Here is a 16,946-nt window from a genome sequence, read left to right as displayed (position 1 = left end):
GAATATCTCTGAAAAATCTAACAAAGTATGAGAAATAGAAAAAAATTTTAGAATAAAAGGGTTATTAAGGATAAATGTAGAATAAATATGATATATCATATTTATTCTACATAATTTGTTTCCAAGGAATTTATATTGAAAAAAATATTATTTTAATATCACTTATTAAAATTTTAAATTCAGTTAGATTTAAATTTTATAATAAGCAATTAAAGGATGGTAATAATGATTATATTAATTGGAGGTAACAGTTGTACTGGTAAGACAAATCTTTCTCAAATATTAATGGAAAAATATAATATACCCTATTATTCAATTGATCATATGAAAATGGGATTGTATAGAAGTGGGATAGATTTTGGCTTTAAATCTACAGATAGTGATGAATTAATAGCAGAGAAATTATGGCCTATAATTAAAGGAATTATAATGACATGTGTTGAAAATAATCAAAATATAATTATTGAAGGTTGTTATTTAATGCCAAGTCTTATTAATGACTTTGAAGATTGTTATAAGGACAATATAATAAGTGTGTTTTTAGGGTTTTCTAGAGAGTATATTATTCAAAATTTTGAATCAGGAATAATTTCACATAGAAATATAATTGAAACTAGAATTTATAAAGAAAATAGGTCTGTTGATGATTTTATTAATGAACATGATAAATTTAGAGCAAAATGTTATAAAAATGGAGTTAATTATTTTGAAATAAATAATAATTATAATAAAGAAATTAATAGAGTAATTGATTTCATAGATAGTAAAATAAATTAATTTAACAGATTCTTTTAAAATAGGACAGCCTATAATATTAAGAAGGGAGATATTATGAAAAAATTAGAGAGTGAAAGGTTAATTTTAAGAAAATGGGTAGAATCTGATAGTAAGGATATGTATGAATATGCAAAGAGTAATTTAGTTGGACCTAATGCAGGATGGAAACCACATAAAGATGAAGATGAAAGTAAAAAAATAATAAAAATATTTATAGAAAATAATGATGTCTATGCCATAGAATTAAAGTCACAAAGTAAGGTGATTGGTGGAATAGGATTACATAAAAGAACTCCAGATAATAAATTAAAAGAATTAAAACAAAGAGAAATAGGTTATGTTTTAAATCCAGAATACTGGGGAAATGGATATATTCCAGAGGCAGTAAATCGTTTAATTAAATATGGGTTTGAAGAAATGAATTTAGATTTGATATGGTGTGGACATTATGATTTCAATGAAAGGTCTAGAAGAGTTAATGAAAAATGTGGTTTTAGATATAAATTTAATCGTAATGAAAACATAAAATTATTAGATAATAAAAAAGTAAATGTGTTATATTATAACTTAACTAAAAATGATTATGAAAGATTAAAATAGAGAATTTAAGAAGAGATGAATTATTAGGTAATAAAAAACAAAGGGGATTTAAATATGGATATTTTAAAACATAATAGTATGGCTTGGGATAATGAAGTTAAATTAGGGAATAAATGGACTATACCTGTAACTAAAGCTCAAATACAAGATGCAAAAAAAGGAAAATATGAATTGTTGCTAACTCCTACAAAGCCTGTTCCTAAAGAATGGATTGGTGATATAAAAGGTAAAAATGTATTATGTCTTGCGTCTGGTGGAGGACAACAAGGTCCTATAGTTTCAGCATTAGGAGCTAATGTTACAGTTTTTGATAATAGTAAAGAACAGTTAAAAAAAGATGAAATGGTATCAGAAAGAGATAATTTATCTATAAAATTAGAACAAGGAGATATGAGAGATTTATCGAGATTCGAAGATGAAAGCTTTGATTTTATTTTCCATCCTGTTTCTAACTGTTTTATCTCAAATATTGAATTAGTATGGAAAGAATGTTATAGAATATTAAAAAAAGGTGGAGTATTAATATCTGGATTTGTAAATCCTATTTCATTTATATTTGATTTATATGAATGGGAAAAAAATAATAAATTAATTGTATCAAATAGTATACCATATTCAGATATAGATGATCTTCCTAAGGAACAATTAGAAGAAAGAATAAAAAATAATGATACATTAGACTTTGGACATTCTTTACAAAGCCAAATTGGTGCACAGATTGATGCAGGATTTTTAATTGGTGGTTTCTATGAAGATAGTTCTGGTCATGGAGATTTATTAGATGAATATATAGATACATTTATTGCAACTAAAGCATTGAAATTATAAATAGTACTAGGGAGAGAGAATTATGATTAAACCTTTGAAACTAAAAAGAGGAGATAAAGTAGCAATTGTAAGTTTATCATGGGGGGGAGCAGGAGATAAAGAATTTAGATATAGATATGAAATAGGAAAAAGAAGGTTAGAAGAGGTATTTGGACTTAAAGTTGTAGAAATGAAAAATAGTTTAAAAGGTAGTAAATATTTAAATGAAAATCCAGAGGCAAGAGCTAAAGATATGATGGATGCATTTCGAGATAAAGAAATTAAAGCAATATTTTCTAATATAGGTGGAGATGATACGATCAGACTTTTACCATATATAGACTTTGAGGTTATAAGAAATAATCCTAAAATATTCATGGGATATTCTGATACAACTATAAATCATTTTATGTGTTATAAAGCTGGATTAACTAGTTATTATGGACCATGTATCTTAGCAGAATTTGCTGAAAATGTAGAGATGAATGATTATACTATAAATTGGATAAAAAAAGTATTATTTAGTGATGAAATGATAGGTGAAATAAAAGGAAGTGAATATTGGACTTCTGAGTGGTTGACATGGGATAGACAAGAAAATAGTAAAATAAAAAGAAAGTTAGAAACTGAAAAAATAGGTTATGAAATTCTTCAAGGAAAAGGCAAAGTAAAAGGTAAATTAATTGGTGGTTGTATAGAGGTACTTGACTGGTTAAGAGGAACAGAATTATGGCCTGATTTAAAAGAATGGGAAAATAAAATTTTATTTTTAGAAACTAGTGAAGATAAACCTACACCAAATTATATAAAATGGTATCTTAGAACATATAATGCTCTAGGTATTCTTGATAAAATAAATGGTTTAATTATAGGTAAGCCTCAAGATGAAAAATATTATGAAGAATATAAAGAGAAATATTTAAAAGTTATAAGGGATGAATCAAAAAGATATGATTTACCAATTATGTATAATATGAATTTTGGACATACCTCTCCAATGTGTATATTACCTTATGGAGTTGAAGCAGAAATAGATTGTGATAATAAAACATTTAAAATTAATGAATCAGGAGTATCTGATGATTAGTTAAATATAAGAGGTGTTCATATATGAATAAAATTAATAATGATATTGTAATTTGTAAATTAAGAAAAGATGATAAAATTCCAATTGAATTATTACTTTTAGCAGATCCTTCTAAAGATGCAATAAATGAATATATTAATAGAGGAACTTGCTATATTGCATTGATGCATGACGAAATTATTGGAGCGTACATTTTGTTAAAGACTAGACCATATACAATGGAACTTATAAATATAGCAGTAAAGGAAGAAAAACAAGGACTAGGTATAGGCAAAATTATGGTTTTAGATGCAATAGAAAAAACAAAAAAACTAGGACAAAAAACTTTAGAAGTTGGAACAGGTAATTCTAGTTTAGAACAATTAGCATTATATCAAAAGTGTGGGTTTCGTATAATTGGAATTGATAGAGATTTCTTTATTAAACATTATCCTGATGAGATTATAGAAAATGGGATAAGATGTATAGATATGATAAGATTAAGCAGAGAGATATAAATTAAATTTTATAACTTAAGTAAGTAATGGTTTTCACAATTAGGAGTGGTATTAATGTTTGAGCAAGACTATGTAATGAGAATTATAAGAAATATAATAAGGTTTTTAGCTAAAGTCCTTTTAAATAAAGATACTGTTACTTATGAAATAACAAATAATGAGCATTATACTCACACTGATTATATACATAAGCAATTATTATTGCTTATAGGAAAAGGACAAATAAATGAAGCTGAAAATTTATTATTTGAGAATTTAGATGTTAGAAATAAGGATCATATATTGTTAGCTTTAGATTTTTATGATAGACTTAACAATCTAAGTGATGAATTCCTTGAGGAAAATGATTTTTCTAGAGAAGAGATTGAACTAGGACTTAAGGAAATAGCACAAGAATTTGGTATATCAATATAATTTTGAAGGAGAGAACATTATGAAGAAAAAATTATCTTTATTATTTATTGTAGCATTAGGAGTACCTTTAATATTATCAGGGTGTATACCAGGAGATGGTACATATACTTCATCAGATCGTGCTGGATTCTTTTGGGGTGTTTGGCATGGATGGATTGCACCAATATCACTTATAGCAGGGATATTTAAAGAAAATATAAGGGTATATGAAACTATGAATACAGGATGGTTTTATGATTTTGGATTTTATATAGCAATTATAAGTGGCTTTGGTGGAATATCGTTATTTAGGAAGGATAGTAAAAAATGAGAAAAATAATAGTTGAACCATATAATCCTAAGTGGAAAGAAGAATTTAATAAAGCAAAATGCTTTTATGAAAATTTACTAGAAAATATAAATATAAAAGTTGAACATGTAGGAAGCACATCAGTTGAAGGACTTTGGGCAAAACCTATTTTAGATATTGATATTATTGTTGAAAATAAAGAAGATTCTAAGAAATCAATAGAATTACTAGAAAGTGTTGGATATAAGCATATAGGGAATTTAGGTATAGAAGGAAGAGAAATGTTAAAATATGATCCAAATAATCCTAAAATAACTTGGATGGAACATCATTTATATGTTTGTATGAAGGATAGTGAAAATCTTATAAATCATTTATTATTAAGAAATCATCTAAGAAATAATAAGCAATCTGTTGTGTTATATAGTCAATTAAAGAGAAAATTAGCAGATAAATATACTAATGATATTGATTCATATATTGAAGGGAAAACTGAATTAATAACTTCAATATTAAAATCAGAAGGTATGGAATCAGAAGAGCTAGATAGAATTAAAAATATAAATAGTAAATAAAAAGGAGTTTTGTAATGTTAGGCTTACCAAAAGGAGTAATAAAGCTTAAAACTTATAATCCTCAATGGGTGTTAGAATATGAAAAAGAAAGGGATATTCTAAAAGATTCTATTGGAAATAACATTATAGATATTCAGCATGTTGGGAGCACTTCTATTGAAGGATTAGAAGCGAAACCAATAATTGATATAGCTATTGCTGTAACTTCACTTGAAGAAGGAGAAAGGTGATATAAACAATAAAACTCATCACATTCATATTGAAGAAATAGATAGTACAAGTTGGTTAAACCAACTACTATTTCTTGATTATTTAAGGTTAAATGAAGATATAAGAGAACAATATGCTGAATTAAAGAAGAATCTTGCACAGAAATATGCTAATGATAGAGAAACATATACTACAAAAAAAGTTGATTTTATTTTAGATATTATAGAAAAATCTAAGAAATACTTTTTAGAATATGGTGAAAATTAATATGGAAAGAATAAATATTATAACAGATAATTTAAAAAATAAAATATTGAAATTCTTATATCATGATGAAATATACAATACAATATTAATTGATTTGATTCAAAATAATATAAATGATATAGGTGAATTATATATTAATAAAACTCAAGAAAGAATAACTGATATTTTGCATATAAAAAATGATGGAAATTCATATTTAACTAATTTTTCATATACAAATAAAATTGGGTTAAAAGATATTGCATTTAAAATTAATGAATTAAATTATAAAAGAATTTTGTTATCAGGAAAAATGGCAGATGTTAAAGATATAATTAGAATTTTAGGCTATAAAAGAAATATAACTCCTAATATTTTTTATAATTTAAATCAAGATAAATATAAAAATATTAATAAAAGGTATAAGACTAAAGTTAGACTTGCAAATTTTAGAGATAAAGATTTAGAAATAATAAAAAAATTTACAGTATCTTTTTTAGAAGCAGAAACAGAAGAAGAAATAAAATCTGTTACTAATAATGAAAAAATATTAGAAAAGGTAAAAATGGGAGTTTATATTCTATATTATGAAAATAAACCTATAGGAATGGCAAGGTTTATAGGAAAAACACGAAAATTTGCAGAGATTACAAGTGTTTATATTGATAAAGATTATAGAAACAAAGGATTAGGAAAGGAGTTAATTGGTCATATGATAGATACTGCAATTAGGGAATATAAAAATCCAATTTTAGTAACTTCAGTTTTAAATAAATCTGCAATGAAAACATATGAATCTATGGGTTTTGAAAGACAACTAGATTATGCATATGAGTTTTTAACTTAAAGTAGCATATAAAGCATTAAATAGACTTATATATTTAAAACAAATTAGAATAAATATTGGAGGATTAAAAATATGGAAAATGAACATGCATCAATAATTAAAATGTGGGAAGATTACTTATTTTCTATAGGTGAAGATATAGAAGGTACTAATAAATCTTATACATCATGGTATTTTTGTAGCGATAAAGAAAGTGCTAATAATTTGGCAAAGTTAGTACTACAAGGAACTAAAAGAGGAACTGCATCACTTTATGATCTTTACAATATAGATGATGAAGAATTACCTAAAGTTTATGATTATAGTATCATTACTAATTGGGATGGAGCTGCTCAGTGTATTATAAGAACTAAAAAAATAATTATTCTTCCTTTTAAAGATGTAAATGAAGAAATGGCAGAAATAGAAGGTGAAGGGGATAAGACTTTAGAATATTGGATAAGAGTTCATATAGACTTCTTTGAAAACGAATTAGAAGAATATAATATGAAATTTTCAGAAGATATGCCAGTGGTATTTGAGGAATTTGAAGTAGTATATAAATAGCATTAATACATAGAGAAAATGATGTGGAAGATAAACAAATTAGGTATATATCTTAAATTTAAGATATATACCTAATTTGTTATATTTATAAATTAAATTGAACTTTTTAATATAGATGATACTCTTATATATGAAAGAGAGGTGAAATAATGCAGACAAAAATTCTAGTGAAAAAAGCAAAGGCTGGAGATAAAAACGCATTAGTTCAATTAGTTATATACCAAAAAGATGAATATTATAAATTAGCATATGTTTATCTTAAAAATAAAGAAGATGCATTAGATGCTATGGAAGATATGATTATAATTTTATATGAAAATATTGATAAGTTAAAAAAACATGAATCTTTTTATAGTTGGAGTAAGACTATATTAGTTAATAGGTGTAAAAGGATTATTAAGGAAAGAAAAAAAACAATTCCATTAAATTCTATAAATGAATTATATTATGAGGGAGATATTGAAAAAAGGGATAATAAAATTATATTAGAAAAATACATATCACAATTAGGAGAAAAGTACCAAGATGTAATTAGATTACGATATTTTTTAGATTTAGAATATAAGGTTATATCACAAATATTGAATATACCTTTGGGAACGGTAAAATCTCGAATTTCTAATGCCATAAAGAAATTGAAAGATAAAATTGGAGGTGAAGATATTGAATAATATAGAGAAGATGTTAAAAAACAAGAAAAAAGAATTAGATAAAATTAATGCTCCAGATAATTTAGAATATAGACTTACAAAAGCATTAGAAGATAAGCAAATTCCAAAAAGAAACAAAAGTAAATTAATCAGAATTATAGCTGCAAGTTTAGTGTTTTTATTAATTGGGTATAACTTTGATGCTTTAGCCTTTTATGGTAAAAAAATATTAGGATATGACAATGTAATGAATGGCGCCATAAAAGATTTAAATGAACAAGGTAAAGGTCAAATTATTAATAAAAGTTATACTTTTGAGAATGATGTCTCTGTAAAATTAGATGCTATTATGATAGATGACAGTCAATTATTAGCATTTTATACAATAAAAGATCCTAGTGGAAATGCACAAGATATGATACCCCAATTAAGCTTAAAAGGATTAATAAATGAGTATTCTCCTGAAGGAGGGCAAGGAAAATCTAATGATGAAGGAACAATGATTAAGTATATACAAAGTTTTGAGACACCTTATTTTTTTGAAAGAACATTAGATTTTAAAATTCATTTATTTAATGAAAATATAAATGAAGAAGGAGAAATTTCATTTAAAATAGATAGAGATAAAGCTATGGGAAACACTCTAAAATCTTCTATTAATAAAACCATTAAAATAGACAGAGAGGATATACATTTTGATTCTATTTTGGCTTCTCCTACACGAACAATTATTAAAGGTTCAATACAAAATATTTTTGAACTTGCTAAAGATACTATAAGTAATGAAAGATTAAGACCAGATAGAATAGAAATAAAACTATATGCAAATGATGAAGAACTTCAATCTCAAGGGGGAGGGAGTAGTACAGATCTTAAGGGTATTACATTTCATAAAGAATATGATCCATTACCAAAAGATTTAAAATCTCTAAAATTGGAATTAGTTAGTTTTTCTGGGGATAATGATGTAAATGAGATTATAGATATAAATAAGGAAATTAAAAATAAAGATTTTAAAATATATAATCAAAATGTATTGATAAATAATATTGAAGAAAAAAAAGGAAAAACTTTAATTACTATTACAACTGAGGAAGATGTAGTTATTTCAGAATTATATTTATTGGCAAATGAAAAAAAAATAGAATTAAATAGAACAACTGATGGAAAACATAAGAAGTTAAAAGATGGAAAAATTCTTTATACTAGAACTTTAGAATTTGAAGGTGTTGGAGAAAACTATAAATTAGATATAAGGAGAATGACTTATTCTAAAGAGTATAATAAAGTTATTGATATACCTATAGATTAGAGTTTTTATTATGCTAGATATCGAAAATTGATATCTAGCATTTTTTATGCATATATTTAGTTTTTAAATTAATCACAGATTTATATTATATTTGCTATTATTAAGTATTTAAATGAAAAAATTTATGTATATATACCTAATTTGTTATATTTATAAATTAAATTGAACTTTTTAAGAGATATGATACTATTATATATAATAGAGAAGTGAAATAATGCAGAAAAAAACTCTAGTGAAAAAAGCAAAAACTGGAGATAAAGACTCATTAGTTCAATTAGTTATGTACTAAAAAGATGAATATTATAAATTAGTATATGTTTACCTTAAATATAAAGAAGATAGATTAGATGCTATGGAAGATATTTAGAAAAGGGATATGTATATGAGAAATAGAAAGTTTGTATCAATATCATAGTATGTTAAATAATGAATCTGGACAAGTACCAAGTAGTAATATCTATTCTAAAACGTAATCTGATAATCAATATATAATACCTATGACTCTAATTGGAAAGTAGTTTTTTAAAACGATTACAGCACTAAAATTTGTAATTGGAATAGTTTTAGGTATAGGATCTACTGTAGCTTCTAATAAGAAGTATCAAAAAAATCACAAGCACTATTATATTATCTTTTAACTTAATACATTATAAATTTAAAAAATAATAAGGAGAGAAATATATGGAAAGGCAAAAAATATTTGTTATAGGTGATAGCGTATCAATACACTATGGTCCATACCTTAGAAAAATGATAAAAGATAAATTTGATTATGATAGAAAAAGAGGTATAGAACAGGCATTAAAGAATTTGGATAAACCAATTGGTGCTAATGCAGGTGATAGTAGAATGGTTCTAGAGTATTTAACAGAAGAGTATCAAAAAAATCTTAAATATGATATTTTGATTATCAATTGTGGTTTACATGATATCAGAGTTGATAGATTTTCAAATAAAATTCAAGTTGAGTTAGAAGAATACAAGTTAAATTTAATTAAAATAATTGAAATATCGAAAACAATTGCAAATAAAGTTATATGGATTGGATTAACTCCTGTAATAGACGAAATTCATAATTTAAGGAAAGAAGGATTTTTAAGATATGGTGAAGATGTAAAAAGTTATGATAATGCTGCTAAACAAATAATGAAAGAATACAACATACCATACATAGACATATATAATTTTACTAAAAATTTGGGGGTAGATATTTATTCAGATCATGTTCATTTTAAAGATAATATTAAAAAATTACAAGCAGCATTTATTGCAGGGTATTTAAATTATATATACATATAATTTACAAGATATAAGGGAGTCACAATGTATACTAGCCGTACAAAATTAAGCATATAATAATTTGAAGGAGGATTACATTATGAAGCCAATAATCAAAATAATGATTTTTATTACAATCATCATATTGGGTATAATCCTGCTTTCTACTTCATCACATTATAATCATGGAAATTCTTGGTTAATATCATGGACAGGAAGCATATTATATATGGTAATTCTCTTAATTAGTAATTATATTAAAAATTATAAAAGTAAGGTTCTATATTTTTTTAACAATACTATTTCTATTTTAGCCATGTATTTTTTATTAAGTAAAATATTACTTGACAAAGAATCAGCTATTTTTATGATATGGATGTATATACTATCAACATCTAGATTATCAAATAATTTTTTTCGAAAAGGACAAAAGAGAAAGATTAATAATATGAAAACTGATATCTAATTAAAGATATTAGTTTTTTTGCGTTAAAACAACTTTTATTTTAATCCCGAGTAATTTTATCGGGATTTTGATATTTATCACAGATTTATATTTTATCCTCCATTATAATGTAATTAAAGATACAGAGAAAAAACTCTAGGAGGTATTATAATGAACGATAAATTAATAGCTAAAAATTCATATTGGGTAGGATATGTAGATGACAGAAAGGTACCTTTTCATAGATTAACATTAGAAAAAGGAACAACTTATAATAGTTATTTTTTAGATACTGAAAAACCAACAATTATAGATACAGTAGATATAAGTTTTGGAAGAAATTTTGTTGAAGAGTTAAAAGATTATATAGAATTAGAAAAAATACAGTATATAGTTATAAATCATGTTGAGCCAGATCATTCTGGAGGATTACCAGCATTAATTAATAAAGCTAAACAAGCTACAATAGTTACAACAGAGCTAGGGGCAGAAGAACTTAAGGAAATGTATAAACTTCACCATAAAAAATTCATGATTATAAAAGATGGAGATACTTTGGATATAGGAGGCAAGACACTTAAATTCTTTGAAACACCTTTCCTTCATACAGAAGAAACAATGATAACTTATTCAGTGGAAGATAAAGTATTATATCCTTGTGATATATTCAGCACTCATATAGCTACTGATAAATTATTTAATGACTTAGCTCCTGAGGATATTACAGAAGATTTTAAAGTTTATTATAGTTTGATTATGCATCCTCATAGACCATATGTTCAAGATATGATAGAAAAAATTAGAAAACTTGATATAGATATAATAGCTCCATCCCATGGATATGTTTTAAGGGATAAGCCTAAGAAATATATTGATCTGTATGATGAAATGAGCAAACCAAATAAAGATAAAAATGCACTTATACTTTTTTCTACAATGACAGGAAATACAAAGAGAATATCAAAACATATAGCTGAAGAACTAGAATTACAAGGAATAAAAACAGAAATGATGAATATAAAAGAAAATGTAGATATAGATGATGTAAAAGAAAAAATTAAGAGTTCTGATGCTATTTTCTTTGGAAGTTCTACAAGATATGCAGATATGGTAGGTGGCATAGAAAAAGTATTAAAAATATTAAAATATATGAATTTAGAAGAAAAATTAGGTATTGCATTTGGATCTTATGGATGGAGTGGAGAAGCAGTAGAAGTTATAAAAGACTATTTACAAGATACAAATATAAAATTAGTAGATAGTTCATATGTAATTAAAACAACGGGTATGGATAATATCAAGTTTCCAATAAGAGTAAAATTTAATCCAGATAAGGAAAATATAGAAGAAGTGAAAGCTTCTACACGAGTAATAAAAGATATGTTAGTAAGTTAAGGAGAGTGATTATAGTGAATAAAATAGATAAATTATCAAATATATTAGAAAAGCTTAATAAAGGAAATATAACTCCTGAATTAAGAAATGAAGCATTAGAATTAGTTAAAAATATTAATCCTTTAGAATTATCAATAGCTGAGCAAAAATTGATTGATAAAGGAATGAAACCAGAAGATTTAAGACATTTATGTGATATTCATATGGAAGTGTTAAAAGATGAATTAGAAAAACTCAAGTTAAAAATAGATGAAGGCCATGTATTAGAAACATTGATAAGTGAACATGACAGTATATTAGAATTCTTAACAGAGTTAGATAGATTAAATTTAAAAGTACAAGAAATGACTAATTATAGTAAAGATAGAGAAGAGTTTAAAAAGTTAAGACAGTTATCAATTAATATATTAGATGCGGAAAAGCATCATCAAAGAGAAGAAGAAGTATTATTTTTAGAAATGGAAGATAGAGAGATTACAGGACCAACTAGAATTATGAGAATGGAACATGATAATTTGAGGGAAAGAAAAAACTTATTAAAAGAAATTTCTCATAATGTAGAAAATATGGACTTTGAAGAATTTAAAATCAAGTTAGATGAAGTATCTAAATATATAGTTTTTAATCTAAGGGATCATATATTCAAAGAAAATTATATATTATATCCTACAGCTTTAGAATCAATAGAAAAAGTAGATACTTGGGATGAAATGAAGAATAGATGTGATGAAATAGGATATTGTAGTTTTACACCTAATAAATAAGGAGGTAATATCAATGAATAAAATAATAAATAAAGAGCAAAGAATAGGTGAAATAGCAACAATTTTTCCAGGAGCTACAAATATATTTATGGATTATGAAATAGATTTTTGTTGTGGTGGAGACAGACCACTTAGTGTTGCTATAGAAGAAAAAGATTTAAATGAATATGAATTATTAGATAGATTGAATAGTGGATATGAAAAGATGAAAGATGAATTAGAAAGTAGTGACAACTTCAAAGAAAAAACTATGAGTGAACAAATAGATTATATTGTAAATAAGCATCATACATTTATGAAAGAAGAAATGCCTATTACACAGGAATTACTTTCAAAAATATTAAAAGTGCATTATGTATCACATGGAACTGAATTATCAAAATTACACAGATTATTTAATAACTTAAAAGCTGAAATAGAAGAGCATTTAATAAAAGAAGAAGAATTATTATTCCCTATGATTAAACAATATGAAAAAGATCCTACAGAAGAAAATAGAAAAAAAGCTTTTAAAGTATTAGAAGAAACAGAATCAGAACATGAGGCAGCAGGAGATATATTAAAAGAAATGAGAAAAATAACAGATGGATTTAAAGTTCCAGAAGATGGTTGTAACACATATAGAATAACTTTTGAAAAAATTGAAGCTATAGAAAAAGATTTATTTGAGCATATTCATTTGGAAAATAATATATTATTTGAAAGACTTAAATAAATAATAAATGCTAGTTCTAATTTAGAACTAGCATTTATATTACATAAAAATCAAATATCCAAGTAAATTAAGTCCGAATAAAAATATTAACATCAAAACTAATGTAAATGAAATTTTAGATGTTTTAGATTTTACTTTTAATCGTGAATTAACGAGAAAGTCATAGGGGTTACCCATAGGACTTGCTGTATTGTATGTATTGTTATTTTGAAAATTATTTACAAGCCCAAACAGTATAATGGATAACCAAACTATAGCCCAAATCAAAAAGAATGACTCTAAATCATCCCTACCACTATTTAGATAAAATATAAATTCAATTAATGATAAGCTAGATAATCCTATAAGAGCACCATATTTTTTCATATACAATACCTTCTTTACAAAATTATACCATATATAAACAGTATTTATCATGAATTATCAGAAACTAATGAAAATTTAATTTTGTAATATTAATAACATATTTCATTATAACTACAAATATAGATTAAAATATTATCAATATGGTATAATACATTTAACAAGTTAAAAGGAGTGTTTTTATGATTAAGAAAATAATGTCTATACTTTTAATATCTATATTTGCTATATCATCTTTTGGTTTTGCTGATGCAGTAGTGGGTGAAAATGTAGTAAGTATTGGAGAAGATTTAACTGATAAACAAAAAGAAGAAATGAAAGAATACTTTGGAGTAGGTGAAGATGTAAGAGTTATTGAAGTGACAAATGAAGAAGAAAGAAAATACTTTTTAGAACATATTGATGAAAGTATAATAGGTACTAGAGCATTGTCTTCTGTTTATGTTGAAAAACTTGAAGACGGTGCAGGTATTGAAGTAGATAGTAATAATATTACATGGGTAACTAATGAAATGTATAAAAATGCTTTAGTGACAGTAGGAATAAAAGATGCTAAAGTAATGGTAAATAGTCCTATGAAAGTTACAGGCACAGCAGCTCTTACTGGTATAATAAAGGCATTTGAAGATTTATCAGGTGAAAAAATATCTGAAGAAGAAAAAGAAATAGCATCAGAGGAATTAGCAAAAACTTCAGAATTAGGTAAAGATGAGAATATAGGAAAAGAAAAGGCAACAGAATTAATAAATGAGATTAAAATTTATATTATAAATAATAATATTACAAATATAAATGAAATAAAAGAAGTAGTAGAAGATAAGGCAAATGAATTAAATATAAACTTAACTCAGGAACAAATTGATGATATATCAAAATTAATGGACAAGATATCTGGACTTGATTTAGATTTAAATGAAATAAAAAATCAAATTAAAGGTTTAGGCGACAAGATTGATAAAGCATTAGATGAAAACCCAGAAGCAAGATCATTTATTGGAAAGATAATAGATGCTATAAAAGAATTTTTTAATAGTATATTTAATTAATATTTACCCTTAAGAATAATATTCTTAAGGGTATTTTATATCTTTTTTCTCATTTACCTTTTATATTATATGGACTATAATGTAATTATAACTTAAATATAAAGAGGTGATGTAGTGGTAAAATTAGATAAGAAAAAAAGTTTATATGCAGATATGGCATTAGTATTAGTTGCCATTATATGGGGTAGTGGATTTGTTGTAACTAAAAATGGATTAGATAATATGACACCACTTTTTATGAATGCTATGAGATTTATTATAGCTTCTATTTTAATGAGTGTAGTATTTTTTAAAAAGCTTAAAACTGTAAATAAAAGTGATATAATAGCGGGTGCTATAATAGGTAGTTTTTTATTTTCAGCATTTGCAGCACAAACAGTAGGCTTACAATTTACTACAGCTAGCAAGCAAGCGTTTCTAACTGCTACAAATGTAGTAATGGTTCCTTTTCTTTTTTGGTTTATAAGTAAAAGAAAGCCACATAATCTTGAGATATTAGCTACTTTTATAACACTTGTAGGGATAGGATTTTTGACTCTTGAAGGTGGAGTTGCATTAAATAGTGGTGATTTACTTACACTTTTATGTGCATTACTTTTTGCAGCACATATTACATCAATAGGTCATTTTGCAAAAAAACATGACCCTATAGTACTTACAATATTACAATTTATTTTTGCAGCAATATTTTCTATCATTCTTGCAATACCGTTTGAGCCTATAAATTTAGATATAAGTGGACAAGGTTGGTTTACTGTACTTTATCTAGGAGGAGTTAGCACATTAATAGCTTTCTTAATACAAAATATAGCACAGAAATATACAACCTCAACTCATACTGCTATTATACTTAGTTTGGAAGCTGTATTTGGAACTCTTTTTTCAATTCTTTTATTGGGAGAATTATTTACAATTAAAATGGTTATAGGTAGTGCTATTATTTTTGTTGGAATTATCACTGCAGAAACTAAATGGGAGTTTTTAAGAAAAAAGTCTCAAAAGATAAATAATGAAAATATATAAATATAATTTAACACCTCTGAAATATTTCAGAGGTGTTAAATTATTAAAATTCTATAATACTTCCAATTCCTTTTTCTAAGGCTTTTTCATATATTCTTCTTGCAGTTACAACATCTAATACTCCACTACCAACTGTTTTAAATAAAGTAATTTCTTCATCATTAGTTCTAGATGGAACTTTGCCCATTATTACTTCACCTAGTTCTCCAGTTATATCACTTTCTGAGAATTTATTTTCTTTTATAGGTATTATAAAATCTCCACTTTCATTTAAGACTCCATCTCTTGTATCTACATATACTTTATCAGAGTTCTTCAAAATATATGCATCAATTTCTTGCATATCTGGAGTATATGAACCAACACCATTTATGTGAGCACCTTTTTTGATAAGTTTACCATCAAAAACAGGCTTTTTTGAAGTTGTAACACATGTAATAATATCAGCATCTTTTACTGCTTCATCTGAGCTATCAACTGCAAAAATTTTAACATTAAATTTCTCAGCAAATTTTTCAGACATCCTATTAGCAAATTCTATAGCACGATCTTTGCTTATATCAAACACTCTAACTTCTTCAATATTTCTAACTTCCAATACAGCTTCAAGTTGTCCCTCTGCTTGTCCACCTGTACCAAAAATGGTGAAAATCTTAGAGTCTTTTCTTGCTAACACATCAGTTGCAGCACCTGAAACTGCACCAGTTCTAACTCTTGTTAAATAGGTGCCATCCATTATTGAACAAACTTCTCCAGTTTCATTATTTAGAAGTATCATTGTTGCAGGTACAGAGTTTAATTTTTTTTCAATATTATCTGGATATACAGAAACAATTTTCACACCTAAAGCATTTGCACCAGATACATAACCTGGCATATAGAGGCTTTGTCCATTTTGCTCATCTACACTTATATTAGTTCTTAAAGGTATAGAAGTTTCTCCCTTTGAATAAAATTCTAAAGCATCTTTATCTGCTTTGATTGCATCTTTCATAGAAAATACATTTTCAATATCATGATCTTTTAAAACAACAACTTTAATAATAAACACATCCTTTTT

The 16,946-nt window shown here is 25.4% G+C and carries 23 protein-coding genes; 21 read left to right on the top strand and 2 right to left on the bottom strand.

Features of this window, described 5'->3' with window-relative positions; genetic code table 11:
* Positions 1-225 precede the first annotated feature (225 nt).
* The 19 genes from D3Z33_RS01750 (at position 226) to ric (ending at position 13,454) form a co-directional block, all read left to right on the top strand.
* Positions 226-777 carry a 2-phosphoglycerate kinase gene (locus tag D3Z33_RS01750; RefSeq protein ID WP_160196073.1) on the top strand — a complete coding sequence of 184 codons (552 nt, stop codon included), beginning with the start codon at positions 226-228 and terminating at the stop codon, positions 775-777.
* Between the two features lie 54 nt (positions 778-831).
* Positions 832-1,377 carry a GNAT family N-acetyltransferase gene (locus D3Z33_RS01745; RefSeq protein WP_160196072.1) on the top strand — a complete coding sequence of 182 codons (546 nt, stop codon included), beginning with the start codon at positions 832-834 and terminating at the stop codon, positions 1,375-1,377.
* Positions 1,378-1,431: 54 nt separating this feature from the next.
* Complete coding sequence (locus D3Z33_RS01740) at positions 1,432-2,205, top strand: class I SAM-dependent methyltransferase (protein ID WP_160196071.1); 774 nt, start codon at positions 1,432-1,434, stop codon at positions 2,203-2,205.
* A gap of 22 nt (positions 2,206-2,227) precedes the next feature.
* Complete coding sequence (locus tag D3Z33_RS01735) at positions 2,228-3,271, top strand: S66 family peptidase (protein ID WP_160196070.1); 1,044 nt, start codon at positions 2,228-2,230, stop codon at positions 3,269-3,271.
* 23 nt (positions 3,272-3,294) lie between these two features.
* Positions 3,295-3,768 (top strand): GNAT family N-acetyltransferase, encoded by a 474-nt coding sequence (locus tag D3Z33_RS01730; protein ID WP_201750392.1) that lies wholly within the window; start codon positions 3,295-3,297, stop codon positions 3,766-3,768.
* A 54-nt stretch (positions 3,769-3,822) separates the two neighbouring features.
* Positions 3,823-4,182, top strand: a complete 360-nt coding sequence (locus D3Z33_RS01725) for a DUF6483 family protein (RefSeq protein WP_160196069.1) — start codon at positions 3,823-3,825, stop codon at positions 4,180-4,182.
* A gap of 19 nt (positions 4,183-4,201) precedes the next feature.
* Positions 4,202-4,492 (top strand): hypothetical protein, encoded by a 291-nt coding sequence (locus D3Z33_RS01720; RefSeq protein ID WP_160196068.1) that lies wholly within the window; start codon positions 4,202-4,204, stop codon positions 4,490-4,492.
* Entirely contained in the window at positions 4,489-5,046 is a 558-nt protein-coding gene (locus D3Z33_RS01715) for a GrpB family protein (protein WP_160196067.1), read from the top strand. The genes D3Z33_RS01720 and D3Z33_RS01715 overlap by 4 nt, the downstream gene beginning before the upstream one ends.
* Before the next feature lie 14 nt (positions 5,047-5,060).
* On the top strand, positions 5,061-5,276 hold the full coding sequence (locus D3Z33_RS16865; RefSeq protein ID WP_160196066.1) for a GrpB family protein: 216 nt from the start codon (positions 5,061-5,063) through the stop codon (positions 5,274-5,276).
* Positions 5,257-5,523, top strand: coding sequence for a GrpB family protein (locus D3Z33_RS16860; protein WP_160196065.1), 267 nt, complete (start codon positions 5,257-5,259; stop codon positions 5,521-5,523). The genes D3Z33_RS16865 and D3Z33_RS16860 overlap by 20 nt, the downstream gene beginning before the upstream one ends.
* Before the next feature lies 1 nt (position 5,524).
* Positions 5,525-6,349 (top strand): GNAT family N-acetyltransferase, encoded by an 825-nt coding sequence (locus D3Z33_RS01700; RefSeq protein ID WP_160196064.1) that lies wholly within the window; start codon positions 5,525-5,527, stop codon positions 6,347-6,349.
* 72 nt (positions 6,350-6,421) lie between these two features.
* Complete coding sequence (locus D3Z33_RS01695) at positions 6,422-6,895, top strand: ASCH domain-containing protein (RefSeq protein WP_160196063.1); 474 nt, start codon at positions 6,422-6,424, stop codon at positions 6,893-6,895.
* A 149-nt stretch (positions 6,896-7,044) separates the two neighbouring features.
* On the top strand, positions 7,045-7,566 hold the full coding sequence (locus D3Z33_RS01690; RefSeq protein WP_160196062.1) for an RNA polymerase sigma factor: 522 nt from the start codon (positions 7,045-7,047) through the stop codon (positions 7,564-7,566).
* Entirely contained in the window at positions 7,559-8,857 is a 1,299-nt protein-coding gene (locus tag D3Z33_RS01685) for a DUF4179 domain-containing protein (protein ID WP_160196061.1), read from the top strand. The genes D3Z33_RS01690 and D3Z33_RS01685 overlap by 8 nt, the downstream gene beginning before the upstream one ends.
* A gap of 681 nt (positions 8,858-9,538) precedes the next feature.
* On the top strand, positions 9,539-10,156 hold the full coding sequence (locus D3Z33_RS01680; RefSeq protein WP_160196060.1) for an SGNH/GDSL hydrolase family protein: 618 nt from the start codon (positions 9,539-9,541) through the stop codon (positions 10,154-10,156).
* A 79-nt stretch (positions 10,157-10,235) separates the two neighbouring features.
* Complete coding sequence (locus tag D3Z33_RS01675; protein ID WP_160196059.1) at positions 10,236-10,601, top strand: hypothetical protein; 366 nt, start codon at positions 10,236-10,238, stop codon at positions 10,599-10,601.
* A gap of 147 nt (positions 10,602-10,748) precedes the next feature.
* A complete protein-coding gene (locus tag D3Z33_RS01670; RefSeq protein ID WP_431768825.1) occupies positions 10,749-11,975 on the top strand; it encodes an FprA family A-type flavoprotein in 1,227 nt (408 codons plus the stop codon).
* 14 nt (positions 11,976-11,989) lie between these two features.
* Entirely contained in the window at positions 11,990-12,739 is a 750-nt protein-coding gene (locus D3Z33_RS01665; RefSeq protein WP_431768823.1) for a DUF438 domain-containing protein, read from the top strand.
* Between the two features lie 13 nt (positions 12,740-12,752).
* Entirely contained in the window at positions 12,753-13,454 is a 702-nt protein-coding gene (ric, locus tag D3Z33_RS01660) for an iron-sulfur cluster repair di-iron protein (protein WP_160196057.1), read from the top strand.
* 39 nt (positions 13,455-13,493) lie between these two features.
* Here ric and D3Z33_RS01655 read toward each other — a convergent pair whose 3' ends face one another.
* A complete protein-coding gene (locus D3Z33_RS01655; protein ID WP_160196056.1) occupies positions 13,494-13,820 on the bottom strand; it encodes a hypothetical protein in 327 nt (108 codons plus the stop codon).
* 179 nt (positions 13,821-13,999) lie between these two features.
* Between D3Z33_RS01655 and D3Z33_RS01650 the strand changes: the two genes are divergently transcribed.
* Positions 14,000-14,863 (top strand): DUF1002 domain-containing protein, encoded by an 864-nt coding sequence (locus D3Z33_RS01650; RefSeq protein WP_160196055.1) that lies wholly within the window; start codon positions 14,000-14,002, stop codon positions 14,861-14,863.
* Positions 14,864-14,977: 114 nt separating this feature from the next.
* Positions 14,978-15,886 carry a DMT family transporter gene (locus D3Z33_RS01645; protein WP_347561169.1) on the top strand — a complete coding sequence of 303 codons (909 nt, stop codon included), beginning with the start codon at positions 14,978-14,980 and terminating at the stop codon, positions 15,884-15,886.
* 43 nt (positions 15,887-15,929) lie between these two features.
* Here D3Z33_RS01645 and D3Z33_RS01640 read toward each other — a convergent pair whose 3' ends face one another.
* Positions 15,930-16,937, bottom strand: coding sequence for an ornithine cyclodeaminase family protein (locus D3Z33_RS01640; protein ID WP_347561168.1), 1,008 nt, complete (start codon positions 16,935-16,937; stop codon positions 15,930-15,932).
* Positions 16,938-16,946 lie beyond the last annotated feature (9 nt).

The organism is Senegalia massiliensis, assembly GCF_009911265.1.
Classification (GTDB): domain Bacteria; phylum Bacillota; class Clostridia; order Tissierellales; family SIT17; genus Anaeromonas; species Anaeromonas massiliensis_A.
Note: the sequence above shows the minus strand (reverse complement) of the source record. Positions and strands in the feature narration are given on the sequence as shown.

What these genes read in the sequence shown, in the direction of transcription:
- D3Z33_RS01750 (WP_160196073.1), top strand. Translation starts at nt 226, where the DNA reads ATGATTATATTAATTGGAGGTAACAGTTGTACTGGTAAGACAAATCTT.
- D3Z33_RS01745 (WP_160196072.1), top strand. Translation starts at nt 832, where the DNA reads ATGAAAAAATTAGAGAGTGAAAGGTTAATTTTAAGAAAATGGGTAGAA.
- D3Z33_RS01740 (WP_160196071.1), top strand. Translation starts at nt 1,432, where the DNA reads ATGGATATTTTAAAACATAATAGTATGGCTTGGGATAATGAAGTTAAA.
- D3Z33_RS01735 (WP_160196070.1), top strand. Translation starts at nt 2,228, where the DNA reads ATGATTAAACCTTTGAAACTAAAAAGAGGAGATAAAGTAGCAATTGTA.
- D3Z33_RS01730 (WP_201750392.1), top strand. Translation starts at nt 3,295, where the DNA reads ATGAATAAAATTAATAATGATATTGTAATTTGTAAATTAAGAAAAGAT.
- D3Z33_RS01725 (WP_160196069.1), top strand. Translation starts at nt 3,823, where the DNA reads ATGTTTGAGCAAGACTATGTAATGAGAATTATAAGAAATATAATAAGG.
- D3Z33_RS01720 (WP_160196068.1), top strand. Translation starts at nt 4,202, where the DNA reads ATGAAGAAAAAATTATCTTTATTATTTATTGTAGCATTAGGAGTACCT.
- D3Z33_RS01715 (WP_160196067.1), top strand. Translation starts at nt 4,489, where the DNA reads ATGAGAAAAATAATAGTTGAACCATATAATCCTAAGTGGAAAGAAGAA.
- D3Z33_RS16865 (WP_160196066.1), top strand. Translation starts at nt 5,061, where the DNA reads ATGTTAGGCTTACCAAAAGGAGTAATAAAGCTTAAAACTTATAATCCT.
- D3Z33_RS01700 (WP_160196064.1), top strand. Translation starts at nt 5,525, where the DNA reads ATGGAAAGAATAAATATTATAACAGATAATTTAAAAAATAAAATATTG.
- D3Z33_RS01695 (WP_160196063.1), top strand. Translation starts at nt 6,422, where the DNA reads ATGGAAAATGAACATGCATCAATAATTAAAATGTGGGAAGATTACTTA.
- D3Z33_RS01690 (WP_160196062.1), top strand. Translation starts at nt 7,045, where the DNA reads ATGCAGACAAAAATTCTAGTGAAAAAAGCAAAGGCTGGAGATAAAAAC.
- D3Z33_RS01680 (WP_160196060.1), top strand. Translation starts at nt 9,539, where the DNA reads ATGGAAAGGCAAAAAATATTTGTTATAGGTGATAGCGTATCAATACAC.
- D3Z33_RS01675 (WP_160196059.1), top strand. Translation starts at nt 10,236, where the DNA reads ATGAAGCCAATAATCAAAATAATGATTTTTATTACAATCATCATATTG.
- ric (WP_160196057.1), top strand. Translation starts at nt 12,753, where the DNA reads ATGAATAAAATAATAAATAAAGAGCAAAGAATAGGTGAAATAGCAACA.
- D3Z33_RS01655 (WP_160196056.1), bottom strand. Translation starts at nt 13,820, where the DNA reads ATGAAAAAATATGGTGCTCTTATAGGATTATCTAGCTTATCATTAATT.
- D3Z33_RS01650 (WP_160196055.1), top strand. Translation starts at nt 14,000, where the DNA reads ATGATTAAGAAAATAATGTCTATACTTTTAATATCTATATTTGCTATA.